Annotated in this window: 15 protein-coding genes and 4 pseudogenes; 13 read left to right on the plus strand and 6 right to left on the minus strand. The window is 60.0% G+C overall.

What is annotated here, in order from left to right; genetic code table 11:
- Nucleotides 1–140: 140 nt before the first annotated feature.
- Both H4I97_RS18945 and H4I97_RS18950 read left to right on the plus strand, forming a co-directional pair.
- Nucleotides 141–3,650 (plus strand): hypothetical protein, encoded by a 3,510-nt coding sequence (locus H4I97_RS18945; RefSeq protein ID WP_182308416.1) that lies wholly within the window; start codon nt 141–143, stop codon nt 3,648–3,650.
- Between the two features lie 172 nt (nt 3,651–3,822).
- Nucleotides 3,823–7,800 (plus strand): tetratricopeptide repeat protein, encoded by a 3,978-nt coding sequence (locus H4I97_RS18950; RefSeq protein ID WP_182308417.1) that lies wholly within the window; start codon nt 3,823–3,825, stop codon nt 7,798–7,800.
- 27 nt (nt 7,801–7,827) lie between these two features.
- Here H4I97_RS18950 and H4I97_RS18955 read toward each other — a convergent pair whose 3' ends face one another.
- From H4I97_RS18955 to H4I97_RS18975, 5 genes are all read right to left on the minus strand, one after another.
- Nucleotides 7,828–9,735, minus strand: a complete 1,908-nt coding sequence (locus H4I97_RS18955) for a UvrD-helicase domain-containing protein (RefSeq protein WP_182308418.1) — start codon at nt 9,733–9,735, stop codon at nt 7,828–7,830.
- Nucleotides 9,732–12,119: an AAA family ATPase gene (locus tag H4I97_RS18960; protein ID WP_182308419.1), complete on the minus strand. Its 2,388-nt coding sequence runs from the start codon at nt 12,117–12,119 to the stop codon at nt 9,732–9,734. Before H4I97_RS18960 ends, H4I97_RS18955 begins: the two co-directional genes overlap by 4 nt.
- Nucleotides 12,120–12,218: 99 nt before the next feature.
- Complete coding sequence (locus tag H4I97_RS18965; protein WP_182308420.1) at nt 12,219–15,737, minus strand: DEAD/DEAH box helicase; 3,519 nt, start codon at nt 15,735–15,737, stop codon at nt 12,219–12,221.
- Entirely contained in the window at nt 15,724–16,512 is a 789-nt protein-coding gene (locus tag H4I97_RS18970; RefSeq protein ID WP_182308421.1) for a Hachiman antiphage defense system protein HamA, read from the minus strand. The genes H4I97_RS18965 and H4I97_RS18970 overlap by 14 nt, the downstream gene beginning before the upstream one ends.
- 333 nt (nt 16,513–16,845) lie before the next feature.
- Nucleotides 16,846–17,988: an RHE_PE00001 family protein gene (locus tag H4I97_RS18975; protein ID WP_182308422.1), complete on the minus strand. Its 1,143-nt coding sequence runs from the start codon at nt 17,986–17,988 to the stop codon at nt 16,846–16,848.
- A gap of 181 nt (nt 17,989–18,169) precedes the next feature.
- On the opposite strand from H4I97_RS18975, the gene H4I97_RS18980 reads away from it, so the two are divergent.
- The 11 genes and pseudogenes from H4I97_RS18980 to H4I97_RS19030 all read left to right on the plus strand — a co-directional run bounded on the left by H4I97_RS18980 (nt 18,170) and on the right by H4I97_RS19030 (nt 24,373).
- Nucleotides 18,170–18,409: a type II toxin-antitoxin system Phd/YefM family antitoxin gene (locus H4I97_RS18980; protein WP_182308423.1), complete on the plus strand. Its 240-nt coding sequence runs from the start codon at nt 18,170–18,172 to the stop codon at nt 18,407–18,409.
- On the plus strand, nt 18,409–18,828 hold the full coding sequence (locus tag H4I97_RS18985) for a type II toxin-antitoxin system VapC family toxin (RefSeq protein ID WP_182308424.1): 420 nt from the start codon (nt 18,409–18,411) through the stop codon (nt 18,826–18,828). The genes H4I97_RS18980 and H4I97_RS18985 overlap by 1 nt, the downstream gene beginning before the upstream one ends.
- The gene (locus H4I97_RS18990; protein WP_182308425.1) at nt 18,818–19,960 is read left to right on the plus strand and encodes a tyrosine-type recombinase/integrase; all 1,143 of its coding nucleotides are present in this window, start codon (nt 18,818–18,820) and stop codon (nt 19,958–19,960) included. Before H4I97_RS18985 ends, H4I97_RS18990 begins: the two co-directional genes overlap by 11 nt.
- 194 nt (nt 19,961–20,154) lie before the next feature.
- Nucleotides 20,155–21,365 (plus strand): annotated as a pseudogene (locus H4I97_RS18995) (hypothetical protein); the annotation flags it as partial.
- A 49-nt stretch (nt 21,366–21,414) separates the two neighbouring features.
- Nucleotides 21,415–21,694 (plus strand): annotated as a pseudogene (locus H4I97_RS19000) (type II toxin-antitoxin system RelE/ParE family toxin).
- Nucleotides 21,645–21,968 carry a helix-turn-helix domain-containing protein gene (locus tag H4I97_RS19005; protein WP_182308426.1) on the plus strand — a complete coding sequence of 108 codons (324 nt, stop codon included), beginning with the start codon at nt 21,645–21,647 and terminating at the stop codon, nt 21,966–21,968. Before H4I97_RS19000 ends, H4I97_RS19005 begins: the two are co-directional and overlap by 50 nt.
- 24 nt (nt 21,969–21,992) lie before the next feature.
- A pseudogene (locus tag H4I97_RS19010) lies at nt 21,993–22,777 on the plus strand (protein NO VEIN domain-containing protein).
- Nucleotides 22,778–22,946: 169 nt separating this feature from the next.
- Nucleotides 22,947–23,393 carry a helix-turn-helix domain-containing protein gene (locus H4I97_RS19015; protein ID WP_182308427.1) on the plus strand — a complete coding sequence of 149 codons (447 nt, stop codon included), beginning with the start codon at nt 22,947–22,949 and terminating at the stop codon, nt 23,391–23,393.
- A pseudogene (locus tag H4I97_RS19020) lies at nt 23,383–23,520 on the plus strand (PIN domain-containing protein); the annotation flags it as partial. The gene H4I97_RS19015 and the pseudogene H4I97_RS19020, both read left to right, overlap by 11 nt.
- A gap of 179 nt (nt 23,521–23,699) precedes the next feature.
- Nucleotides 23,700–23,954, plus strand: a complete 255-nt coding sequence (locus H4I97_RS19025) for a type II toxin-antitoxin system prevent-host-death family antitoxin (protein ID WP_182308429.1) — start codon at nt 23,700–23,702, stop codon at nt 23,952–23,954.
- A complete protein-coding gene (locus tag H4I97_RS19030) occupies nt 23,951–24,373 on the plus strand; it encodes a type II toxin-antitoxin system VapC family toxin (RefSeq protein ID WP_182308430.1) in 423 nt (140 codons plus the stop codon). Before H4I97_RS19025 ends, H4I97_RS19030 begins: the two co-directional genes overlap by 4 nt.
- Before the next feature lie 177 nt (nt 24,374–24,550).
- On the opposite strand, the gene H4I97_RS19035 is transcribed toward H4I97_RS19030, so the two are convergent.
- Nucleotides 24,551–25,459 (minus strand): nucleotidyltransferase and HEPN domain-containing protein, encoded by a 909-nt coding sequence (locus H4I97_RS19035; protein ID WP_182308988.1) that lies wholly within the window; start codon nt 25,457–25,459, stop codon nt 24,551–24,553.
- Nucleotides 25,460–25,655: the final 196 nt, after the last annotated feature.

Consider the following 25,655-nt stretch of genomic DNA (forward strand, 5'->3'; position numbering starts at 1 on the left):
ATAGCCGCCTATCTGATCACGACAAGTGTCTCCTCGGCGCCGAGTCTCTCACTTTGTGTGTGCACCGCTAAAAGCAACTTGATAGACCAGCAGGCGCCGAACTTCTAACTTGCGGAATCATTCCATAGGAGCCCCTCAGCATGTTGAACAAGGCGCGGCACGCACTGGTCATCGGCTATAACGTCGCGCTGCTGATCGTTTATGCGATCCTTCCCTGGGGACGGCATTCAATTCGCGGAGCAGCCGCTCTCGAGATCGCGTCGCTTCAACGCAAAAACAAGCGCTACGCACTCTATCGCTATGGTCGATGGCGCAGCATTCTAGGGCACATCGACCGCCATAGAAAAATTTACGTTATCGTGATTTTCCTTGCTACCGCCGGAACTGCGTTCTGGCCCTACGTCAACCCTTGGAAGGTAGCATCGACATTCGACGTTTCGCCAGAAGATCCGTTAGACATTTCGGACTTTCACGCGATATCCGCAACTGTGCAAGCGACGGTCCTCGCGTTGATCATTCCGCTTGCTGTGGTCCTTCACGAGTTTGTCCTATCTGGCAAGAAGCTGGCAGAAAACACGGCGCGTTTTTTCATGGAGGAAACCCGCGTCGTCCTAATCACCCTCAGTTCCGCACTCTATCTCATATGGGTTGTAGGATACGAAGCCGTTTCGGTGCTTGCGGGCATAGAACTTCCGCCGCTTGCTGGCGCGATAGAAGTCGTATGGCTCGTTTTCAACCTCATCGTGATCTGCGCGTTCATGCAGCAGGTATACGTGCTTCTACATCGCCCCAATTTCGAGGCCGCCATCCGGCGGCAGACCTTCCTCGATATCTTTCCAGGTGAGCTCCGCTCGGACCTCGCCATCTACAAATTCATGGGCCTGGGGTGGCAGGACAAAACCGACGACACCTTTGGATCGGAACCGGAAATCAGTATGTGGCGCCACGATGGCGGAAAGGTCCAAGCTCAGGTCACCGTCCCGACGCGTTCCGAACTTGTGGACGTCAACTCGAGAGTTCTCTTGCAGTTGTTCAAAGTGTGGCGGCTGCAGCAACCCAAGTTCCGAGGTCGAAAAAATCGGCACCGCGATGTGCCCCATCTGTGGGTATCCCCGCATCTTGGACAGTGGTATGAGGGGGTCGTCGATGTCGTGACAATCGAACACGGCAAGGATCTCAGCACTGCTGAGAGGTGGGCAGTCTCCCGTGCTTTTGATTTCCGTCCAGCACTTCAGGACACGCCTATCTCTGACACATCGGAGATACTGGCGGCGCTCATTACCAACGCGATAGCCGACCTAAGGGGAGGGGACTCCAGGACGTTCCAGAAGAATCTGGAGAGTGTCGCCGATCTCTATGGAGAATTGCTCTCCCTGGCCGAGACCGTCGACTTGAACGGTGAGCCGATCAACTACGCGCTGCTTGAAAAGGGCCTCGGCGTCCGGGTCTTCACCCGCTGGACGCGCTCCTTTCACACTGCGTTCGAGGAGGTACTCCGCATTGCTGAGCAAGACCGCGTGGCGTTCTCCGCGATCGCGCACATCGGCGGCGGACTTCTCGATTCAGTGCTGGCCCTTCCTTCAAAAGCTACCCTCGATGAAGTTATTACGACGCAAGGCGTCCTCGTGTTCAGGCTTTCTGACTGGTGGTCGTTGCAAGCCGATGAACAGGGCCTGGAGCACGGCGCCCAGCAGGGCGCTATCCTCAAGCAGCCAAAGCGGGATCTCTATCTCGACCACCTCCGCACCTTCGTCGGATCGTGGACCTCTCTCTTGAATTATCGCCTCTCGCCGAAGGCAAAGGCTTCGACGACTTGGACTGAACTCGGAAAGCTCTTCCCGGGCTTTCATCAGCATCTGCTTCTCACCGCCGATTTCGCACTACAGGCCAGCATCCGCGGCGACCGCGACGGAGTGGAACATTGGGTAGACGAACTGCTTCGGTGGAATTCCGGAATCGACGACCGCGGGGGTCGACACGCGTTTTGGAACCCGGTGCAACGGGCTCTTCTATCCCGGCCACTCCTCGAAATGGACTGGCCATCGGTCTCGTCTCTTCTCGCCGAACACGGCGAACCAAACGAGGCGATTACGGAGGATGCAGTATTTCGGCATGTCTTGCTCAACTTGTGGCGAGACACTTGCGTGCTTGCGCTAGATTTTCTCCTTCAATGGAGCCTCCATGCAGCGCCTCCCGGCGAATCCAGTACCTTGGAAGCAGCAAAGAGGATGATGCGCGGAGGTCGCTCCTCCGATGGAGAGCGTTCGCGCGGCGGGGCGTTCATGACTGATATGGGTGATTACCTCGGCTACTTCGTCCGCTCCCATATCCGGCAGCCACGTGCCAAGGCGTCCTACAGATCGACGCTCGAAAGTATCGCTGATAGATTTGATTCTCACACAAGTAATCCCATGATTCCAGGCCGCTCTTATGTTCGATCGGGCGCCAGCATCGATGTCGTCTCGATCGCAGAACTGGTGTTCGCGGCAAGCCGCTGCAACGGGGATGACGATGTGATTGCCGCCGCGATAGCGCGGTTTGAGCCGTTCCTGAAAGATCTCAACGCGGTCGAGCGGCTTAAAAATGCCGCAGGCTCCGCTGTTGCGGAAATCGAAGGCATCGATCCGGCCAAGGTAGCGGGTGTCTTCGCAGTTGTCACTGAAACACCTGACGCGAAAATCGAGGGCGAACTGAAGTACCGCCTCGACGCCTTGAGAAAGCTCTTGTCAAGACTATCCGCGGAAGCCGACACTCATCGAACAGACCTGATACGGACGCTCGAGATATCGAACGAACGTCTTCGGGCGATAGCCAGGGCTTCGTCAATCAGCCCGTTTTCCAAAGAGAACTCGCAATTTCCGCTGGCACCGTTCAAGTCCTTGAGCTGGACCGAAGATACGCTGACGAAAGCACGTTTTCGCGTCGGCAATTTCTCAAAGCTGGATCTCGTAGAACTTGATGACACCACCGGGCATTCTTCGGACACCGATTGGGGAGAGTACCTGTCACCAGGGGTGGCCGAAAACCTGCTGGGCGCGATCTACGACAGCGCCCGAACAATCGATCTCATCGTACGAACCGATTTCGCCACCGAGCAGGACTTCGTCGATCAGTTCCTCCGCAGCTCCCGCGCAATATCGGCCGAGGGCGATTCACCTTTGCTCGTCGTACCCTCTTTCGGCGAGATCGAATTTCTCGAAAAATGGCGGCGATCCAGTTGGCTGAAGGAAAGCTCACTGCCCTCTGGAGTGGCAATCGAAATCAGAGAAAAGCCTTATCCCGGCCCGTACGTCTTCCACGTGAACGATACCCCGGTTTATGAGTTCGACCTCGCCTCGAGCGAGGTGTGGCTTTTTCCGAAGGAAATCTTGACAGAGGTTTCGTTTCATAGATACCCGAATGCACTTCCAATTGAAGTGTCTTATGAGCCTAGTGAAAAATTTCCCGATAGAGGCACACTGACACTGGAATGGCAGCGCCAAGTCAATCTCGACAGGCACCGCAGAATGCACGTCTTTGCTGGCCACCCTAAGCAGGCAAGGCAGGACCCGGCGCCTCCGCCTACCAAGAACGACCCGGCACCTGCGGCCGGCGAGAAAGACGTGGCGCCTAAACCTGCCAAACGTGGAAGGAAGAAAGCGGCCGAATGATAGAAGTCATCTAAACCAAGCGGACCATAGCAAATGCGTAGTAACGGTTGCTATCGTGCGCGTCTCCGGCGGATATTTGCAGCAAAGCTGTGAATTGGCCCCAGCAACTATGACCTGCAGCCGAGCTCGCGTGTAGAATGGGATGTTGGGTGCACGCGAGTCTAACTGCGGTATGGACGAGTTCGTACAGGGAAATCCTACAAAGCAAGCAGTCGAGAGTCTGCGTGGATACGCATACCAGCTCTATGCGAGCGCACTCGCATGGACGACGCTGTCGCAAAACGGGCTCCTCTATCTCGAAGTAGCCGAGGACTACGCAACCTTGGCCGCCAACCGGCTCAATTCGGTTCAGGTGAAGGCGACGACGGCGTCGATAACCCTCAATTCGAAGGCGGTGATCGACACGATCGATTCCTTCTTCGATCTCAAGACTAGAAATCCCGGCAAGTCGCTCACAATTGAATACCTTACCACTGCGTCAATCGGCCGAGAGGCCGCCAACAAAGACTTAGTTTCGGACATGCCGGGGCTTTTGTATTGGCAGGAAGCCGCAGCCGGCGCCGATGTCGAGCCACTTCGCGCCCGCTTGAGGCAACTGCCATTGAAGCTAGCTGCCCAGGCCTTCCTCAACACTGCGTCGGCAGACGAACTGCGGTCGGGCTTGCTCGAGAGGATCTATTGGCGATGCGGCGAGCCGCCGCTTGACGACCTGAAGCAAAGCCTACTCGAATTTGCCGTCTACCGATGCGATGAGAAAAACGAACCCACCCAGTTCGCCGATACCTTCGCGACGAAGATCATAAGCCGCATACTAGACACCGTCGTTAGCGCGCCACGCCCACCTTTGACAAAAGCGGATCTGATCCTGCTCTTCGATTCAGTTGTGAAGACCAGTGTTCCGACCGTTCTGTTGAACCGAATGCTGGAGGGGGCATTCAACGACGGTTCTACGAAGCTCGTAGCGAGATCGGAGCCCCTTGAACCAGTCTCTCAACCACTCTACCAAGCGGTGGCCCGAGAAGCGCTGGTCGTTGCCGTGCATAGCAGTTTGGAGAGTCATGGGGCTGCCTGGCTTCACGCGGGCACAGGCTACGGCAAGAGCACACTGGCCGCTATAAGCGCCGCCGGATCAGGCAGCAATTGGCAGGTCGCCCGCCTCACCAATTTAGACGCGACCGCCACCGGCGCCAAGATCAGACGCGTGGCTACAGAGCTGACGGGCTCAGTTTCTTCCGACGTCATCCTCGATGACCTCGGCTATGTAGCGTCGCCTGAAGTGCAAGGTGCACTACAGACTTTGATGGCGGCGGCACGTCGAAGCGGGACCAGGGTCATCATTACGTCCCATCATGTTCCGACATCTATACGGTTGGCTCAGCTTGGCTTGGATATAGAGGCTCTGGTCGCCGTCGGTGATTTCGCCGAGCAAGAGGTGCACGACCTTGTGGCAATGGAAGGTGGCGACCCCAACGTCTTCGGCAGGTACGCCTATGTTGGTTCAACAGCCGGCCACCCACAGCTTGCGCACGCGTTAGTATTGGGGCTTCGCCAACGCGGGTGGCCGAAGGAAGACGTGGTTAACCTCGCGGCGCTCTCCGGAACGGATTCTGACATCGAGTGCCTCCGACAGGAAATCCGCATTCGACTGCTCGGAGAGCTGCCGCAGGACGCGTTGAATCTCCTCGCGCGGCTCACTCTAAGCATCGGACCGTTCTCACGGCAGTTTGCAATCTCCCTTGGCGGAAAGAAACCTCCACTATCCAGCCCCGGCAACGCCTTTGATCGCCTCATCGGCCCTTGGATCGATACGATCGCTCTGGACACGTTCAGAGCCTCGTCGCTCGTCTCGAGATTGGGAACGGACACATTCGATCCGGATGTGGTCGTTCGCTTGAACGCCGAGATCGCGCGATTACGAATTTCAACCGCTATGATTGACGTCAATGTGGTGGAAGGAGCGCTGCTTAACGCCCTGATTGGACAAGCCGAGGATATCCTCAATGCCATTTTCGCTGCCACATTCTCAGCGCCCCGATCGGAATTGCCACGGATTGCTCTCGCGTGCGGAGTATTGCTCGTCCATGGGGTCGATCGGAAGATCTATCCCAAGGCACCGGAAGTTTCCGCGCGTTTGAGAGCCCTGCAGGTCATTTTGCTGGCAGCGAAACGTGATGAAAAGAAGCTGGCGCCGACCCTAGTGGCTCTGGAAGAGGAGCTGCGCGATCTCCCCGACCAGGATTACGCTAGCATTCTTTATCTCGGCGTATTGACAAAGCTGTCAATCGCACAAGGAACGTTCGACAAATTGCCGGGCATGGTCGCTCGTATTGCCTCCCTCCGTCATAGCAGCGCGGTCCTGAGGCAGGTCGAGACCAATTTTGAACATGCGAAGGGAATGCCGAGGACCGCCGACGACATAGTTAGATCGCTGTTCGCTTTCCAAATCACACTGATTCAGAACATGGAAAGCCTGTTCAGGATGCTGGACGAAATGGCTGAACTGGAGCCCGAGGACAGGCGGTTCTTCCTCACCGAAGTTACCTCCACGCCTGGAGATAAGGCGATCGCGGTCCGTGGGCCTTGGCGGTTCGCCCTTTCGAACGGCGGGCGCGATGTTGCGCCCATGGTGTCGCAATATCTGGAGTTGGCCGCAAAAGCTCGTGAACTTGGTGATTTTGATGTGGCCTCCGCGGCGTATGAAACCGCTGCGACAATCAGCGATGAAGACGTCGGCGATGCCGAGCGCGGTCTCGAGGTTCTAGCGGAAGCATTCGAGGCCTTACCCAGCCACTGGTGGTCAATCCAGAGGAACCGGGCAAGGATTCTGTATCGAGTAGGTCGGTATGAAGAGCAATTGGAAATAACAGATGCCCTTTTAACTGGTACTCAGAAGCGGGATGTCGAGATGGCCCACCTCTTGCGCGAGATCGCCATGGGCAATTCGCATTTGGGGCGCCACGAAGCCGCAAGCCGGTATTTTGAGGAGGCCGCTGGGATCGCTGCGGAGATTGAGCAGCCCGACTTCCAGCTCATGTCGACCGGACTGCTGGCCGATGCAGCAATGGAAGCATTCTACGATCGTTACGGACCTCGGGTCATCGACCTTCTCGATCGGTCGATGTCGAAACTGGAGGAAGTCGACGAAAACGCGGGACTTCGGCAAAAGGCGCTGCGTGCTTCCATCCCCCATACGGTTGCCACCATGCTGGATCGACTGCGGCCGGAAGGCCCGGATCCCAATTTCGAATACGCTATGGTGCCGGGTCTCAACAGCAACCCGAGCCCTCACCCGGGCATCCAGGGTCTCACCAGCGGCCCGCTGGACTTTGTCTGGTTGTTGCTTTCGCAGCTTGAAGGCCAATTGGACGCAGGCTCGGCGATCAGTGACCGCCTGAGATCATCGCAATGGGATGAGAGAATCCCAACCCTCGCGGACTATGTGTTCAATGAGGAACGGTTGAAGCTGAGCTTTGTCCGGGGCGACGCATCGCTATTCTGCGATGCTGTTCACAAGGTCGCCGCTGGGCGCGTTTGGATGAATTCTCTAACGTTCCAAATCAATCCGCATAACTCTCCCCGAGGGCGTGTCCCGCCTCTGGCGACTAGCGCACTTACTAAGCGCCAACGCTTCCTGACGTCGTCAGCGCTGATGTTTATCGGGTACCAAATCTTTGCCGGGCGGTACGCGATAGTTCCGGAATTTCTTGAGCTACAGACCTCCTTCACGCCGCCAGCACTTGCGCCGGAGGACGTTGAACAATTCCGCGCTGAAAGGATCACGCGCCCCGATAACGACAACGAGAGCAATGCCATGGGCGTAGTGTATTCGGCGGCCGTGAACCAATGCCCGCTCTCGGCAGACGACCTGTTCATGATCGTGATCAGATTGATCGGTATGCGGGCGGCCGACGCCTCCGGCAAGATCATGGAAATGGCGTATCAGTGGGCCATGGCCCAGTGGGAAAACGCCGTCCAATCCCAACGATTTCGCCTGCGAAGTCCGAACGCAGCCCTCGAGACGATCGAGGCTCTCAAGAAGCTAGGCCGATCCGGCACACGCGGGCTTGCGGAACTGACGCTGGCAATGCGTCAGCACGTGGCCATTCCGCTGGATGGAGAGCTCGTCAGCATGCTTCAGGGCCTCCGATAGGATCGGCTAGAACGGTTGCCGCCGCCTTTAGGCGATCAGTTCTATCTCGTCAGGTTCGAACCACTCCTGCCGTATCATCGCGTCGCGTGCCAGCGTTGGATCCGAAGCGTAGTACACAACGGCAAGGCTTTGCTCGGCGCGGCTGCAGGTCACATAAAACAGTCGCCGAGTCCGATCGATGGTCGTTTCCTTTCCGGCCGCTTCATTCTCAATATCCGCCTTGCTCTTCGCCTTCGTTGCGAAAAGCTTGTCATAGGCGAACATGAAGCCACGCGCTTCATCATCGCTAACGACTACCATTACCCTAGGAAATTCCAGCCCCTTCACCCCCTGGTGCGTGTCGAACTGCGATACACCACGAACGTAGCGATCATATCGCTCGATTTGGTCGAAGGGCGCCTCAAGCGCCAGCCGCCAACCACCCAACTCGCTTTTGACGTCGACTTCCTCTTCCTGGTCGCCGGCGTCACCGGCCGCATGAGCATCGCCTTCCGGGACAATGGCATCGGCGACGGAAAACGGGGCCAACACCTCGGGGATGGTGAAGAGGTTCGTTTCGGCGACATAGCGCAAGACCGAACGCGCAGTCGGCTTCTCATCCGCATTCACCAAGGCCAGCAGCCCATCGCTGGCAGCCTTGACCTTGCTGAGAATCTCGACCTGCTTCTCGCCGGCAGCTTCAAGCGCTTTGCGCTCGAGGAGTGGCGATGTGCGACGAACGGCCGCCGCGACGGTAAATCGATCTCCCGCACGCAGGGCCGCGACCAGCGGCAATATCTCGCGTGTGAAAAGTCCGATGCCCGCGCCTGTCCCCTGCAGAAAGCTCGTGCGGATGCGCTCGACCGCGTACAGAGGCTCGAAGAATTGTTCGAAGCCAAAGCGGCGCGCGGACATCAGGTGCTCCAGCGCCAGCGTCTTGATCGCTTCGGCTCCCTCCGCCCAACTCGGATCGCCCGTGATCTCCGCCATCCGTGCAGCTACGGCGGCCTCGGCTGCGCTCTTGTCGGCGATCGCCTGCGAGACGACGAACAGCCGAGCAACGCCCTGCTCCGCATCGCTCCGCGGCTGCTGTTCCTCGCCATCCTCATCTCGTCTAATTTTATTGATGAGCGTGATGACTCGTCTGGGACAACGATGGTTCATCCGCTTCCTCGGTCTAGCCCAGGCCTGCGGGATCGCCTCCGCTAAACGCTCCTTACCGTCGGCGTAAATGCGCTGCATCGTATCGCCGAAGAGCCCCAGGCAAAAGGCTTCCCGGTATCCCGCCTCGACATCGAGCAGCGCGTCCATGAGCCTCCGGCTCGTGTCCTGGCTCTCGTCGATAAGCAGAATGGGGAAGCGGGTCACCAGCAGCCGGCGTAAACCAGGCTTCGCGCCGAGAAAATCGGCGGTCATGGCGATAACCTCTGCGTGGCTCAGAGAGTCCCTCGTGCGGTTGTCGCCCGTCGGGCTGTAAACGAATCGCGTAATTTCGGCGAGGTTCTCGCGACGCCGCCGCTTGCTTTCTATCGAGCGAGCGCGGTCCGACGCGGCTTTGCTATTTGCCCGACCCTTCGCCTGTGCTTCTTCCAGGTCTGCGATATCTGCTAGGAGCCGTGTCGAAAGCCACCCTCGAATGTCACCGTCGTAGCCGGCAATGAGCGACCACGCGAACGCGTGAATGGTCGACACCTCTACGCGAGGATCGAACTCGAGCCGTTGCTTGATCTCGTCGCAGGCGGCATTGGTGTAGGTAATCACCCCGATTTTCTGACCGGATAGCGACAATCGCCTGCCCTGCTCCTTACACACCGTCCGGATCGCCTCGACGAGCGACCGCGTCTTGCCCGATCCGGCGCCGGCATACAGAAAGAAGCTCCTCGGCTTCTCGATGTTCAGGCAGGCGAGGATCGTTTCATCGGCTTCGGAATCGAATTTGTCGTCGACCGCGCTCATGCGTCAGCCCCCTCGATTTCGGCGACGGCATGCTCTTCGACCGGCGGGTTAGCCTCGACCTCCTCCTCTGGCGGCGCCTCTTTGGCCAGAGGCAGGATCTCTACCTGCTTTTTCTTGAGCTGCGCGAGTAGCCATTCAAGTCCCTCGGCGATGTAGCGCGGCACGACGATCGTGTCGAAATTCTCAACCTCCATCACGTCGAGCGCAAACTCAGCCTTCTTGCCGTTCTTGAGAGCGAGGTACATTTTCCCGCCGATCGCGGCCGCCCCGCCACCATCAGCGATCGCGTCGCGAAACTTGCGGACCAGGCCGGTCCCATCCAGTTCGGCGAAGAAGCTGAGGTTGTCGAACGCGAGCGCGTCCTCAAACGTATACGGATATGCGACCTCCGGCCCGATAATACCCGGGGACGTCAGACCCATTGGGATCTGATACGCGGCACGCACAGCAAATAGCGGGTCGTCGTCTTCATGCAGCGTCTTCGTCGCGCCATCAGCTCGCATCAGCTCATCGACGTCGTCGAGCTTTGGCACCCATGTCTTCAACGTCGCATTATTGGTTTTCTGACCGGCGCCTTTCGCGGGTTGGACGGAGGCACCGCCCGTTTTATCCAGCGTATCTAGGTCGGTGATGATCAGGGTCAGCAAGCCGAGGTGATCAATCAAAGGCTTGAGACGATGCGCGTGGCTTCCTCCGATCTCAAGCAGGGTGATGTAGCACTGGTTGAGCTCGTCGTAGTGCGCACGGATGAAATTCGGGACGAGCATGCGTTCGGCCGGTCCCTCCACCAAAATGGCCGCGTCGGCGAAGAACAGATCCGCGTGCTGGGCCCGAAGGTATCGGGTCACGAAACGCTCGGTCTCACTGCCCGGGCCAAAAACCTCCGACAGATTGATAACAGTGGAGACCGGCACTTTCGCGGCCATACCCGCGGGCAGTCGCCGGAAATAGCGCAGGCACGAGAACGACGTCTCGTGCGCGACATGGCTCGAATGGGTGCTAACAACCAACTGGGTGCGCAGCTTTTGGCTGTCGCCGAGGTCCTCGTGCGCGCGCAGCACCGCATAAGCCTTCTTGATGAAGACTTGCTGGACCTGCGCGTGCAAATGCGCTTCCGGTTCCTCGACCAGGACGAGATGGAGCGGCTCGGTCGTGGTCACCGTCGCGCCGGTTGACGCCTTCCCGACACGCATCCAGGCGTCACGAAAGCTCATCAACCGGAATATCATCGAGATCAGGTTCTGATAGCCGAGGCCGTTATTTGCCTCGGGTAACCGCAACACGGGCGTCGTCACGCCGTCCTCGGCAATGACGTCTACCTCGAAGCTGATCGCCGCATTGTGGTTGAGACCGTCGATAGCTTTCAAGCGCGTCGAGACGCGCGGACGTGGATCGGTCACGCCAGGATATCCCATACCCTCGACCTCGGTGAACGCCGCCTTGAAACTCTCGGTCAGCCGCTTGTCAAAAGCGTCCTGGGCGGCTTCTATCGCCTGCAACGCGCCGAGGTCTTTCGGATCAGGGCCCTTCGTCGGGTCGAGGTGTTTGGCGTAATAGCTTCTGAGCTGATCGGACAGCCGACTGCCGCTTGCCGACACAGGGGCATCATCATTCTCCGCGACCTGCTGCTCCTCACCGAAGCCCCTCTGCGCCGGTATGTCATGAACACGGATCAAGCCGCTCAGCGGGTCACCTTCGATCGGCCGAGATCCGACCGGAAGGGCCTGCGCCCGCGCCAGAGATTTTGCAGGAGCGACGAGCTGACCTGGATCCAGCGAATAGGCACGAATGGTGAAGTGCGTCGACAAACGCTTGCTCAGGAAATCGATCAGACTTTCGGGCCAGATCGTCAGCTTGGGCGGAGTAGCAGGTGGATCAGCGTCGGGATTATCCGCCGCGGCGGCCGCGATGGCTGCCGCCAGCATCGTCTCCGCATCGCTCACCGCACCCATGAACTCCTTGTACAATAGCGCAAGGTCCTTCGGCTCGTAGCGCAGCCGGACGCCGAGTCTTCCCCCTTCCCAATCCAAGGTCGGGATGAGGTCACGAACGTGGTGCATCTCCCCCGCTTCGACGTGCAGCCACAGGTCCAGAGTCGGCAATGCGCTAACCCAGGGATCAACGACTAGGTCGACGATCTCCTCCGCGTTCCGGGCAGCTATCCATGCGTCGCCCAAGGCGATAATCGTGGGCCAATGGCACAACGTGAAATCATGCATCTCGAACGGACAGCGGCGCGGCGACAAGAATCGTCGTAGTGCAAGCATCGCCGACGTCTTGCCGCTGTTGTTTGCTCCCACGAAAAGTGTAGTCGTGTTAGAAAGGTCGACCCGCGTCGACAATAACTTCCTGAAATTGGCGATCTCTAAGAACTCAATATGCACTGCCAGCGCCCCCAATCCCTGTCTGCGGTATCATTACCCGCAGGTCGCTTACGCGTTATACTTGTCTTTGACCGACAGCGGCAGTCGCTTAGTCGTTGGCTAAGCGTCGGCGCGTGGCCATCGCATCTTGCCTCGTCCAATTCGCAGCACGTCGACCAACGTCGTCCGGCCCGGAACCCGACCCGAGAACAAGCTGGGCTTCGGATCGACAGCAGATTTCTTGAACGCGAACAGCCGTCGATAGTCCGGTGTTGCGAGCCAGGTCTGACCGTCGCCGGCATCTGTGATGATCCGATACAGACCCGGCCCGGGCGCCCGCGCGCCAGCTGGCACATCGAGCAGGCGCTTGTTGGGCTCGACATTCCATTTTTGAATGCCGCCGCTCAGGGCTTCAGTTCTGAATCGCGCCCATAACGCCGCAGTATCCGGCGTCGGCCAATCGCCGAGATCGGTGAAGGCGGTGACTTCGTCGGACTCCAGCCAAGCTCGCATCTCGGCTGGCGTGACAAAGACCGGCTCGGTGCTATCGATGGCGGCTATCGCAGCCCGGCGCGACGGTAGACCGGCGCGGATCAGCATCGACATCATGAAGCGCGGCACGCCCGTCTCCAAAGCTGCCGCTCCGCCGCCGGGAATAATGTCTGGCGCCCACCCGAGCGAGAGACGACGCGTGCGGATCGCCTCGAGCGCCCAGACAAGCCGATAGGTGAACGCCTCTTCGACAACGCGCATATTGTCGGGACCGATCTCGGTCACCTCCGCACCCGAAACCCATTGGCTGAGAATCCTTCGCCAATCTGCTGGGAGCGCATTCCTTTTGTCGGGGATGAACGGACGCATGACGAGCAGCCGCTCGGCGAGGCCGGCGAGCGCGTCCGAAAGTTCGTCGACATCACCCGGCAGCGACGCCGCGTCGGCTCGATCGACGAGCGCTCCCAACTCGTCAGCCATGGTGTCGATGGCCAGGCCGGCCTCAAGCCCGACGCCCATAGCGAAATGCCCCCTGCGCGCGTGTGGCGTGGTGACGCTCCAGATCAAATTGGCTCGGGCTTCGAAAACCCTTCGGTGCTGCGCCACTGTCGCTTCGCCTTCGCGGGCAATCTGGCGCGCCCAAAGCGACCCCTGGAGCGCTTCATCCAGCAGCCGCGGCAGATCCGCTCGATCAGCGTCGAGAGCTTCGATCAAACCGAAGACGGTCGCATCAAGACGCTCGACGAGTTGAGACAGCGGTTCTTCCTCGATGTTCTCCTCTTCGTCCCCGCCACCATCACCTTCTTCGTCTTCATCTTCATCATCCTCGTCAGCGCCAGGATCGGCCAGCTCGGCCGCAACCGCAGCTTCCTCCGCCTCCGATTTCCAGCCGTCCCTTGAATTCGCCAGGTATTCCCAGGCATCAGCCCGCGCGAGAATGCCTTCGCGCGTCAGGCGCTCAAGGATCTCGGCCACGATCTGGATCAGCCCGCTCTGCAATGTCCGCGCCTTCGACGAGGCGACCAGTTGCCGCCACTCGCCGCTGCGCCAGTCTACTCGGTCGAGCATGACGTGGACGATCAGACCCTCGACGTCGACGAACGCTCGGCCTGCTCGTCCGGCGACATTTGCGAACTCTTCCCCAGTGATCAGCGCGCCCGAGCGGTAAAGCGCAGGCACAAGCAGAACCGCGGCATTGAGGTTGAGGCCTTGCGACAAGGTCGGAGATGCGACGATGACCTTCAGCACACCCTCCGACAGCAGGATCTCCAGCTCCCTCAGAAACGGGCTTGGCAGGCGACCGTGATGGATGGCGACGCCGAGCTTCAGGCTGGCCACGGCGGGATGGCCCTCGCCGAGCCATTCCTTCCCGACCTCCAGCGCCCTTGCAATCGGGCCCTCGTCGTCGAGAAGCGGCTCCAGATATCCGCGTCGGCACAGGTCAACCACACGCTTGCCATAGCCCTCGACCCAATTGGCCTGCGTGGAGAAGATCAGGGTCCGCTTGCCTTGACCCGCAAACTCCCACGCCGCGAACAGGGTGAGATGCCCGGCCTCGCGCGGGTACGGCTTCTTCTCCCGGCCCAGCGGCGGCTTCTGGACCACAAATCGATCAATAAATGGTCCGTTCGCCGTGAGATCGAGCGTCAGGCGGGCATCACGCCCGCGCCATTTCAGCATTCCGAAACGCTGGCGCGTCGGCCGCCAATCTGATCGCACCGGCTCCCCGGGTTGGTCCGAGCGTATCCAAGCGGTCAGATCATCCAGCTCATCGCCACTTGGAAGGATAGCGGACAGGCAAACGATCCGCCGATCGGCGGCATCGCCGCGCCGTAGCAACCGCTGAACCAGCATCTCATAGCGAATCTCGCGCTCGCTCGGGCCGATCATGTGCCCCTCGTCGAGAACAATGAGGCCGACGTCGTCGATCAAGCTCGAATCGCTGCGAAGCGCGAAGTCTAGTTTCTCCGGTGTCGCGATGATGATCTCGCGCGACCGGAGCGCATCCTCGTCACCGGCCGACAATCCGCTTGCACCGTAGAGCGACGAAACGCTGAACCCCAGAGGAGCGAACGTCTTCCGGAACGAGCGCTCGGTCTGCGCCGACAGCGCGCGCAGCGGCGTGACGATCAGGACGCGACGCGCTGCGGATAGCGTCATCAGCGCGGCGATCTCGGCGACGCGCGTCTTTCCGGCGCTGGTCGGAAGCGCCACGACGAGATCGTCGGTTATGTCCGTCGACCGACGCGCCGCTTCACGCTGAGACGGCCATAACTCAACCTCGGAATTCTTGCGGGCGAACAAGGAGCCGATGAAGAGCTGCCGAAGCTCCGGGTAGCGCTCCTCAGCCCCGTCCGGCGGATCGATCGGCAGATTCTGGTGCAGCGAGTGTGCCCACAGATCATCGATCAAATGACGGCAGAGGTTCGAAATCCACCAGAGCGGCACGTTCTCGGCATTATCCGCTAGGCTGACGGCCGTGGCCAAGAGGTTGCGGGCCGTCTGCAGCGGCTCGTCATCGCCGGTGGCAAGTGCGAACTCGAAGTGCGCCAAGGCGCGGCAGATCGTGGTGTTGAGAATGGTTGCCAGCACCTCATCGCGATCGGCTTCCTCGCCGCGCAGCTCGGCCGACATCTGCGCATCGCCATGCGTTTCGTCATTCAGCCAGTCGCGGACATAGGCGCGAAGCCGATCAAGGTCGCGCAGGATGAGCAACATGACCGCGGTCTCGCCGGGTGCGACGTTGAGGTCGCCGGGAACCTCGTTGAACAGGGAGTACGCAACTGCCGAATAGCCGGCGAGATGATAGGCGGCCGCCGCGATTGTCCTGCGAAATCCACGATCCGGCGCTTCGGGGTCGCCGTTGCGGATAAGGGCTTCGAACGCATTGGCTGCTCGCTCGAAAGCCTTGCTGGTTAGCGGCGATGCGCCTTCACCGGTGCGAAGCGCCATCGCGCCACGTAGCAGCGCAAAGCCGTGCTCGGCCAAGTCCACTTCGATCGTCGCGCCGAGCGCGGGCGCGTCAGCCGGCAACACGCCATCGGTCCGCATCAACGACCAAGCGGCGCCTCGGTAAAGCAACCGACGCAAGATTCCTTCCTGGGTCGCGGCGGTCAGAAAGATCCGCAGTTCGTCAATCGTCTCCAAGGTCTTCCGCCTCTTCGTACATCTCCCTGATGAAGTCCTGGTGATCCTCAATGCGGAGGTTCACCACAAACTGATCTCGATTGGTGCTTGCCGCGTCGAGGTCCTCTTTCAAGGCGGCAGGAGGCGCGTTACCCGACATCGTGAACAGCATGTGATTGATGCGGCCAGGCCGCAGCGCCTTGAGGCCTACTTCGTCGCGAATTGCGCGGCCCAGCGCGACATCGTCGTCGTCGGTGCTCTCCAACAGGCGATTTGCGACAAATAGGAGCGAGTCTGGCGTGCAGCGGCCACTATCGCGGTTGAGAACCTTCCGCGCCGCAGTGACGGTTGCTCTCCCCAGCACCCTGTTGCTCTTGGCTTCGCCCTTTAGCAGCCAAAGGCCCCGATCGTCACCGTCACCGCCATAGCCAGCACCAATGAAGTCGTCGCCCCGCATCGCCATATTGCGACCGTCCTTGTAACGAAGCCGGCGCACAGGAACGCGGAGACCGATTTCCTCCTCGACCAGCTCAGTCGCAAGGATCTCGCCGAGATCGCCGGATCGGCCCCTATCCGTTTGCGGAAGCTCTGCGCGGAGAATTTCTGCGGCGCCGGCATACCCGAGACGCGCGACGTCATCGGCTATCCGATCAAGGCGGTCGTAGTGAGATCGGACGGTCTCCGCGAGTGATTCACGAATTGCGTCGCGCCCACCTGCCTTTTCGACGAGGCACCAATACTCCTTGCGCTCGTTCTTTTCTTTCGTGGTGTCGCACCACTCTCCGTACAGCGCCACGCCACGCCTCCCCAATAGCGCCGACGAAAACACTCTACTTTCGCTACTTGAACGACCACGTCGTATCAGTTGTTAGAAAGTAACGCCCCGCGACCGATTTTGATTCCCGTCGAAGTATATACTTGCAACGTTTCCGCGTCTTTAGTGACTTTTGAAACAACCCCAGAGATTAGGGCCTGCTTGCTTCCCCGCTCTTGGCGGACCTTTTCGAGGATGCCTTGCAGATTGGCAAATCGTTCAGCCGCAGACATCCGCCCACGGGGGCACATTGGTTCGCTGGAAATCACAGGTTCTTTACCCGGTTGCCAATGAAAGCCACGTTCTGCAAGATGACTACAATATTCCCCACGCCCGAAGCCTCCCCCTCCCGGTCATCTCCCTCAAGCCCAGCGCCTCGACGATCCTGAGCGCCGCCCGCGGCGTCACCTTGAGTATCTCGGCCACCATGCCGGCCGAGACCAGCGGCCGGGTCATCACCAGCTCGATCAGGCCCGGCAGATTGGAGGACGATCGCCGGCCGACCAGGCGCCGCTCCAACATCTGCCGAGCGAGCGCCAGCCGATCATGCTCCTTCAATCCAAGCTCAGCCGCCGCAATGAGTCCATGGACGATCGCCAGCAGGCGAGTGTCGCGAGCGCGATGCCGGCGGCGCTCGACGGGGATGGATTTTAAGCCGAGATTGATGGTGGCCAGATGGGCCGCCGACGTGAGTCCTTCTTCTTGCAATACAGCGCCGGCCAACAGCCGACCCAGCCAGGGCGCGTGCTGCAGAACCTGCAGCTCGTTCCAGGCATCGAGCAACAGCGCGGCGCGCAGCACCGGTGGTATTCGCTCGGTCTCGGCCAGCACGACGCGCCATTCGTCCAGCCGCGCGTCCTCGTCCCAGTCGAGATCGTAGACCAGCGGATCCTTTTCGCGGGCGCCGACCCGGCCCGGCGTCCTCGCTTCCGCGATCGCAGCCTCTGATCGGGCCAGCACCACGTCGATGGCGGCAAACTCAGCGTCGAGGGCGCTTGTGCCGCCTTCGGCCTCTTCCCCCTCCCCTCCTCCGACTGGACCAGCGTCCAGCTCCGTGCCGGTGGTCGCTACGGTGCGGTCGACGCCAAGCATTGGTGCAGGCCACGCCTGCCCGCGCAGGCTGCGGAGACCGTCCGGGGTGAGCGCCCAGCCGGGCGGCTGCGCCGCGATCCGCCGGCGGGTGCGCAGGACGTCGCGGGCGATGGTCAGTTCATGGGTCGGGGTGCGGATGTCATGGCTGGCATCGTGCAGCACCACGTCTTCGAGATGGACGAGCTCGCCATCGATCCACAGCGAGGCACAGGCATCAGTGAAGTGCATGCGTTCGATCCAGCCCACGCCGACCGGCGAGCGGGCGATCCGCTCGTCGAGGCGCGACAGAACGGATGCGGCGTCCGAAATCGGTCGCAGCAGGCTTGCGATGGGCAAATTCGATAAATCGTAACGCATTGAAAACATGGTAAATGATTTGCTAAACGGACGCTACATGATAAATAGAGTCCGTCACAGCATGATGATGCCGAGACGAGGCCTCACCACCGATAAGTAACCATTATCGGAAGTGAGATAGTCCACCCATTGACCAACCCTGCCGTCACGTCTATCCTGCGCTGAAGATGTTCTTTAAAGAGGAATTGCCATGACCGTCACAGTCAAGGTCGCCGAGGCCAAAACCCATCTGTCCGAGCTGTTGGCGCGGGTCGAGGCCGGCGAGGACATCGTCATCGCCCGTGGCAACGATCCCATCGCCCGTCTGGTCGCCATTGACGAGCGTCGTCAGCGCCTGGCGGCGATCGAAGCGGTGCGGGCGCTGCGCGCCCAAGCCAAGCCCGTCACCAGCCAAGAAGTCCAGGACTGGAAGCAGGAAGGCCGTCGCTGATGGCCTTCATCGTCGATGCCTCGGTCGCCGGCGCCTGGCTATTGCCGGACGAGGAAAACGCACTCGCCGAGGAAGCAATGGCGCGCCTGGCTGAAGACGACGCGGTGGCACCCGATCTGCTGCGCCACGAGATCCGCAGCATTCTGTTGAGCGCGGAAAAGCGCGGCCGGATTTCGGACGATTTTGTTCATTCCGCACTGGCGCGGTTTCGCGGACTGCCGTTGCAACTTGTCGGTCCCGGCGACGACACCGAGGTGGTGCGCCTGTCGCGAAAATATCGTCTGAGCTCCTACGACGCCGCCTATCTCGCCATCGCGCTGCTGGAGCAACTGCCTCTTGCCACGCTTGACCGCCGATTGGCGGAAGCGGCACGCGCAGAAGGCGTTGCCCTCTTCGGACCATCTGCGAATGAGCATTGATCTTCCAGCGCCGATCTCGGCACGGGTGGCGGCGCTGGACACGATCGCCGCCGTGCTGCCGATGGAGCGGCGCGACAAACTTGCCGAGATCCTCACCGACCAAGACGTGGAAACGCTGCGGCATCTGGTCAACCAGGGCATGGGCGCCAACACGCTGCGGGCACTGACATCCGATCTCGCCTATCTCGAAGCCTGGTCATACGCTGCAACGGGAAGCCCCCTCCCCTGGCCGGCACCCGAGGCGCTGCTCCTGAAATTCGTCGCCCACCATCTGTGGGACACGAAAAAGCGAGACACCGATCCGGACCACGGCATGCCAGCCAATGTCCAGCAAGGACTTCGCGACCAGGGCTTTCTGAGATCGACCGGTCCTCATGCACCGGATACCGTGCGCCGGCGTCTCGCCAGCTGGTCGACGCTGACGAAATGGCGCCGCCTCGACGGCGCCTTCGCCTCCCCTGCCTTGAAATCTGCCGTCCGGCTGGCCGTCCGCGCCGTGCCGCGGCCGCGAAAGCGCAAGAGCGCCAAGGCAATCACCGGCGACGTGCTGGCGAAACTGCTGGCGACCTGCGGCGGCGACAACCTACGCGACGTCCGCGACCGGGCGATCCTAATGGTCGCCTTCGCTTCTGGCGGCCGCCGACGCAGCGAGGTGGCCGGCCTGCGCAAAGAGCAGCTGACGATCGAGCCGCCTGTCGAGGGTGAGGAGGGTGTCCCCCTCCCCTCCCTGTCGATCCATCTCGGCCGTACCAAGAATTCCGGCGCCAGCCAGGACGAAGTCGTCTATCTGACTGGACGCCCGGTCGAGGCGCTGAACGCCTGGCTGGCGGCGGCAAATATCGGCGGCGGCAGTGTGTTTCGGGCGATCGACCGCTGGGGAAACGTCTCTCGTCAGGCGCTCGATCCGAAGGCGGTCAACGACATCGTTAAGCAGCGGACGACAGACGCTGGGCTGGATTCGCGGGAGTTTTCGGCGCACGGGCTTCGCTCCGGCTATCTCACCGAAGCGGCCAACCGCGGCATTCCCCTGCCCGAGGCGATGGAGCAGTCGCGGCATCGATCGGCCCAGCAGGCGTCGAGCTACTATAACAGTGCGGCCCGGCGAAGTGGCAAGGCCGCCAGGATGCTCTGAAGACCGCGCTGCCAACACCGCCCATGATCGCTTTTCCGGCTTGCATGGATTGAAGCGCATCGCCGCCGGCAGAGACAGCAGGTCTCCAAAGAGCATCGTCAAGCGCGCGATCAGAAGGACCATCGACCAACGGGGTTTACGATTTTACCTGATCGGCGCGATCCTTGTATACTGCGGTTATCGGCCACGGTTTGGGCGAGGAGACCGCGTCGCAGAAGATCGAGCATCTCGGTCTGATGTTCGGGGCTTTGGCCGCCTCGCCAACCGGGCCCGTCAAGGGACGCGGCATCCCGCTCAGCCAGTTGACCTTCGGCCTCCTGATCTTTCCGGGCGTCTGGACTGGTATCTGCAATGGCGGGAGCAGCGACGTGGCTTCTACACCAAGTGGGAAGAAGACATGTTGACGGTCGCACAGGCCCTTACGCGCTCGGAGGTTGGCTGGGTCCGCCAGCATCGGGAACTTCTGAACACTGTCAGGCCGATCGAAGGCCTGATCACGCCGGAAGAGATCGAATTCGCATCCCGCGACTGGCACGGCGCTTGCGACGCCTTCCATCGGCATGCCGCCAATCGCTCCAAGGAAATCCAGCGCGTGATGCGTGTGCACCGTGATCCCTTTGAGCCGATCATGTGCATCCTGGAGGCAGACAGCCCACTGGCGGAGTATCGCAAAATCACCGACGAGATCGTGAAGCGCATGCCGGACGAAGATCGCTACCCTCGGGCGGCCGCGGAGGCTGTGCGATGCTTCCTGCTGCTTCGGCTCGGACTGCTTCTGGGTCTCCGGCAGAAGAATCTCCGCCAGCTTCGCGTCTGCCCTCGTGGCCACTTCCCGACCTCCGAGCGACGGCTGGAAGACATGAAATGCGGCGAGCTCCGCTGGAGCGATCGGGAAGGCGGATGGGAGGTGCTCATCCCGTCGGTTGCCTTCAAGAATTCCGGTTCATCCTTCTTCGGGCAAAAGCCGTTTAGGCTGATCCTGCCGGACCTGCTCGATCTCTACACATACCTCGAAGCGTACATCGATCGTGATCGCGGTATCCCGCTCGGCCCAGCAAAGGATCCCGGCACGCTGTTCGTCAAGACCGTGAAGACGACCAGCCTGGATGCAGCATACGACTCCGCCAAATTCTACGAGGCATGGCGGACTGTGATCCAGCGTTATGGGATCTATAATCCCTATACCGGTCGCGGCGCCATCAACGGCCTGCTGCCGCACGGCCCGCACAACCTTCGGGATATTCTGGCGACCCATATCCTCAAGCAGACCGGATCCTACGAACAGGCAAGCTACGCGATCCAGGACACGCCCGACGTGGTGCAGCAGTACTACGGCCGCTTCCTGCCTCAGGACAAGGCCGCCCTTGCGGCCCGAATTCTGAATCAGGTATGGGAGGCAGCATAGCGTTCCCTTCAAACCTTGATGGATATAGCACTTGGTGCCATATAGTCCAATGACAGAACGAGTGTTCAAGACAGCGTGGTTCGCCAAGGCGGCGAAGAAGGCGCGGATCTCCGACAATGCCCTGGCAAAGGCAATCCATCAGGTGCCCTCGGTCAGGCCGGGCGAACATCGAAGATGACGAGCTTCTGGCATTCCGGAGACTCGCCGATCTTTACCGTCGAAAGACGAACCCCGACCTGGAAGCGGAAATCGAGACCCGCGCACTGTTGGAGATAGACCATGGCGACCAAACGGAAGTTCAAGAGCGACGCCTTCGAGGCGATCCATAGTGCGGTCGAGGGCATGTTCGCGGCTGGGACCATCGACAAGGAAACGATGCGGACCTTCGATGAGAACTGCCTCGTCGTTCCGCAGGAACTGACGCCCGGCGAAATCAAGGCGCTGCGCGAGAGCAGCCATGTCAGCCAGCCAGTCTTTGCCTGTTATCTCAACACGAGCCCATCGACGGTTCAGAAATGGGAAACCGGGGCCAAGCGGCCGAGCGGGCCGGCGCTCAAGCTCCTGTCGCTCGTTCAGAAGCACGGATTGCAGATACTTGCATAACGAGATCCCGCACCGCGCCTAAAGATCCGAACTCCTGAGCAGCTGAAAGATGATCTGGCTGGTCGAACCTACAATAAGGCGATGAACAACAGAGGCCTTCAGCAGATGCTCGGCCGGTCCAAGGGTTCGATCGAGTTCAAGAACTGCAATATCTCGGCTGCCTTGGTCGGCTTCGGACTGCCGTATATCATTGGGTATCAGCCTCGCTTCAACTTTCAGATGACGCTGGCGGAGGCCATTTCGAGGCGGCTTGCGAAGAACCCCTCGTTCGAGGCAACAGGCGCGGCCAGGTTGGTCCAAGATTTTGCTGAGGCGCCGCCCTTGTTCTTCGGTGTGCCGCCGACGTTGCAGAATGCCCCACCTCCGTCCGAGTTGTCACAGGTCGAAGCAATCGCGCGCAGATTTGATGTGGCGGGAAAGGATGAGAGAAACCGCGCCCTTGGAAAGGCCGGTGAAGAGCGCGTTTTCCATCATGAAGGCGCCCATCTTCAAGCCTCAGGTCGAAGAGATCTTGCCGCGAAAGTCCGTTGGGTATCTCAGGAGGACGGTGACGGCGCCGGTTATGATATTGCCAGTTTCGCCCCGAATGGGGCGGCTCGCTCCTCGAAGTCAAGACGACAAACGGGTGGGAGCGTACGCCCTTTTACATCTCAAGGAACGAGCTCGAGGTTTCGAATGCCCGGCGCAATGAATGGAGCCTGGTACGTCTGTTCGACTTTTCCCGCGAAGCCCGTGCATTCGAGCTCCGGCCCCCACTCGAAGCCCATGCTTCGCTGATCGCAACGCAATATCAAGCTGCCTTCAATTGAAGGTCGCTACGGAGCGGCGATCCTGTGGACCACCTTTGGGAAATTGCCGACATCATTGAGGCAGGGGGACCTAGCGACCCGGGCACCCCAGACGTGTCAGCTCATCAAGGTTTCAGTTATTGCAGTTACGGATGATGCGCACTATATTGGCGATCAAGGAGACATCGCCATGGCCAGCCAGATCGTTCATTTCGTCGGATTGTCGGATCGTGACCGCAAGACAGCCTCGCCCTTGCCGAAGTTGGCTGCGGGCGACAAGCTGGAACTTCACGTTCGTCACGAAGGTGGCAGGAAACAGACGCTCTCGATACCGCCATCGGCCACCGCGGCTGTCGAAGCGCTTCTGGCGCATATGCTGCGCGGCGAACGCGTCGCCGTACTGACCGAAGATCAGGAACTGAGCCCGACCGAAGCCTCGGCCATCCTTGGCATCTCGCGACCACTCGTCGTCCTGCGCATGGATCGGGGAGATCTGCCATTCCGCTATGTGGGCAAACACCGCCGCGCCCTCTTGAAAGACGTGCTCGCGCTGAAATCCAGGCTCGACACCCGGCAGACCGCGGTGGACGCGCTTGCCGAGGACACCGAGGACCTGATCCAAACCCATGGCCTCTAAACCGCCCGTCGCGGTCTACGACGCCTGCGCCCTCTATCCCTTTCATCTGCGCAACGTCCTAATCCAGGGCGCCTTCGACGACCTCGTCGAGGCACGCTGGACCGACGACATCCATGATGAGTGGATGGTAAGCGTCCGGTGAGGCAGCTTCGCGCTGATGCCCGCCTCTACTTTACCGAAACGGCTCGACCGCGCTCCATGGACCACCCCGCCTCCATCCTGCCGCCTCGGATATTTCGTCCCCCGAAACTTGTCGTGGCCGGCAAATGTGCTATATGTAGTGACATACCTACATCGGAGTGTGCGATGACCGTCACAACGCTTTCGAGCCGCGAGCTCAACCATGATGTCAGCAGCGCCAAGAAGGCGGCACAGAGCGGACCCGTGATCATCACGGATCGCGGCAGGCCCTCGCACGTCCTGATGACCTATGAGGAGTTCGAGCGCCTTTCCGGAACGCGTCGCAGCCTTACTGCTGCCCTTTCCATGCCGGGTCTGTCCGACATCGAGTTTGCGCCCACACGGATCACCATCAGACCTCGCGAGGTTGACCTGTCTTGACTTTCCTCCTGGATACCAATGTCGTCTCCGAGCTTCGCAAGATCGGAGACGGCAAGGCTGATCCCAACGTTCTGGCCTGGATCGAAGCGGAGGATGCGATCCGGTTCTACATCTCGGCGATTACCATTCTCGAGCTGGAACGGGGCGTGCTTGGTGTGCAGCGTCGGGACGCGAGACAAGGTGCGCGTCTGCGCTCATGGCTTGACGATCGCGTCCGGCCCGAGTTTTCCGGGCGTATCTTGCCGATCGACGACGCCGTCGCCACCCGTTGCGCGCATTTACACGTTCCCGACCGACGCAATGAAGCCGATGCGCTGATCGCCGCCACGGCCCTGGTTCGTAACCTGACGGTCGTTACACGCAACGTGAAGGACTTCGAAGGAACCGGTGTAATTGTCGTCGATCCCTGGCTGGCTTGAATCGGCGCGGAGCGCTTTTATCCGGAGTTTGGACGCCAAACCGCACCGCCCGTCCTCGACATAAAATGAATGATAAGATTGCCTTGTCGCTCTCATTTGCTCCGGCCGGAGCAGGTTGGATCATCGTCAAAAGGACCAGGGAGCGGCTGGACTTCTCAGAAAGTCGGCGAAGGCTGGCTACCTGGCGTCCCGCTCCAAGCGTTCCAAATGTTCAGAACAGACACCTTGGACCAGTTCGAGCAAAACCGCCGTTCGCTCCAAAAGCCACGCAAGCGCTTCCTCGCTGATCTCGAAATGCTTTGAGTAGCGCGCCTTCACATAAGCCTCATTGATCGTGTTGAACCAGGCTCGCTCCCGGTGCTGATCGCGTGGGAACGCGTCCGCCAGACGCTGGTCCTGATCCTCAGCAAGTGAGCGGAGGAACTTGATGTTGTGTGATGGTGGGCCGTAATTGGTGAGCGTCAGGAGAACGCAGGAATAGGCTTGTTCAAGTGACTGGTGCAATTCGAAAGCAGCCACGCGTACGTGCCCTTCGCTAAGATAGAATTGAGCACCTTTCAAGAAGGTCGCCGATAATAATGATCGCTCGCCGAAATGCTCCCTCGCCACCCGCAAACGGTCAGCGGGCTTCAGAGGCTTCGGTTCGGCGAGCGGCTCGTCGTCAAGCTCATAAAGAACGATGCCTTCCTTGCGGATATCCGAGAAGAAATACTGTCCCTCTTTCAGGTAGCTATTCACCTCCCTGCGCGAATGGACGATGAAGCTGACCGGCGTACTGATCCCCGGATCCCGCATCAGCCGATCCGCTGCCTTGTTCCAGTAGGCGGCAAAGTCGGTGAACTTGCGATTGTTCACGATGACAAGAAGATCGAAATCCGATCGGTATCCTTTCCGGGTATGCGGCTCGTCGACGAACGTGCCGCGGGCATAGGAACCGAACAGAATGATTTTCAGCACGCGTCCGCGCTTCTTCGCCTCGGAGACGGCTCCCTTCAGCGCATCCTCGAACTCCTCGAGAATGATCTCGACCACACGGCCAAGTTCGCGCTGTTTGACCGGCGGCAGGTGGGCGATGCTTGTCTTCATCAGCAATCAACACCCCTTCCGTGTCTGATTCGAATAGCTTTTCCGGCTTGCGCGGCAAGCCACAGTGCCAAAAGCCTCTGCACCTTTCAACGAAGGGTTTGCAAAATCGCCTTCACATTCGTTTTGCACAATGCAGGTCGCAACAGCAACTGTCTGACGTTCCCACAGGATCTCCCTTTCCGCCAGAGAGATGAAC

The organism is Ciceribacter thiooxidans, assembly GCF_014126615.1.
GTDB classification, from domain to species: Bacteria; Pseudomonadota; Alphaproteobacteria; order Rhizobiales; family Rhizobiaceae; genus Allorhizobium; species Allorhizobium thiooxidans.

Excerpts from the sequence above, each read along its gene's own strand:
- H4I97_RS18975 (WP_182308422.1), bottom strand. The coding sequence starts at position 17,988 with ATGTTTTCAATGCGTTACGATTTATCGAATTTGCCCATCGCAAGCCTG.
- H4I97_RS19005 (WP_182308426.1), top strand. The coding sequence starts at position 21,645 with ATGGCGACCAAACGGAAGTTCAAGAGCGACGCCTTCGAGGCGATCCAT.
- H4I97_RS19035 (WP_182308988.1), bottom strand. The coding sequence starts at position 25,459 with ATGAAGACAAGCATCGCCCACCTGCCGCCGGTCAAACAGCGCGAACTT.
- H4I97_RS18950 (WP_182308417.1), top strand. The coding sequence starts at position 3,823 with ATGGACGAGTTCGTACAGGGAAATCCTACAAAGCAAGCAGTCGAGAGT.
- H4I97_RS18980 (WP_182308423.1), top strand. The coding sequence starts at position 18,170 with ATGACCGTCACAGTCAAGGTCGCCGAGGCCAAAACCCATCTGTCCGAG.
- H4I97_RS18985 (WP_182308424.1), top strand. The coding sequence starts at position 18,409 with ATGGCCTTCATCGTCGATGCCTCGGTCGCCGGCGCCTGGCTATTGCCG.
- H4I97_RS18955 (WP_182308418.1), bottom strand. The coding sequence starts at position 9,735 with ATGAGCGCGGTCGACGACAAATTCGATTCCGAAGCCGATGAAACGATC.
- H4I97_RS19025 (WP_182308429.1), top strand. The coding sequence starts at position 23,700 with ATGACCGTCACAACGCTTTCGAGCCGCGAGCTCAACCATGATGTCAGC.
- H4I97_RS18945 (WP_182308416.1), top strand. The coding sequence starts at position 141 with ATGTTGAACAAGGCGCGGCACGCACTGGTCATCGGCTATAACGTCGCG.
- H4I97_RS18990 (WP_182308425.1), top strand. The coding sequence starts at position 18,818 with ATGAGCATTGATCTTCCAGCGCCGATCTCGGCACGGGTGGCGGCGCTG.
- H4I97_RS19015 (WP_182308427.1), top strand. The coding sequence starts at position 22,947 with ATGGCCAGCCAGATCGTTCATTTCGTCGGATTGTCGGATCGTGACCGC.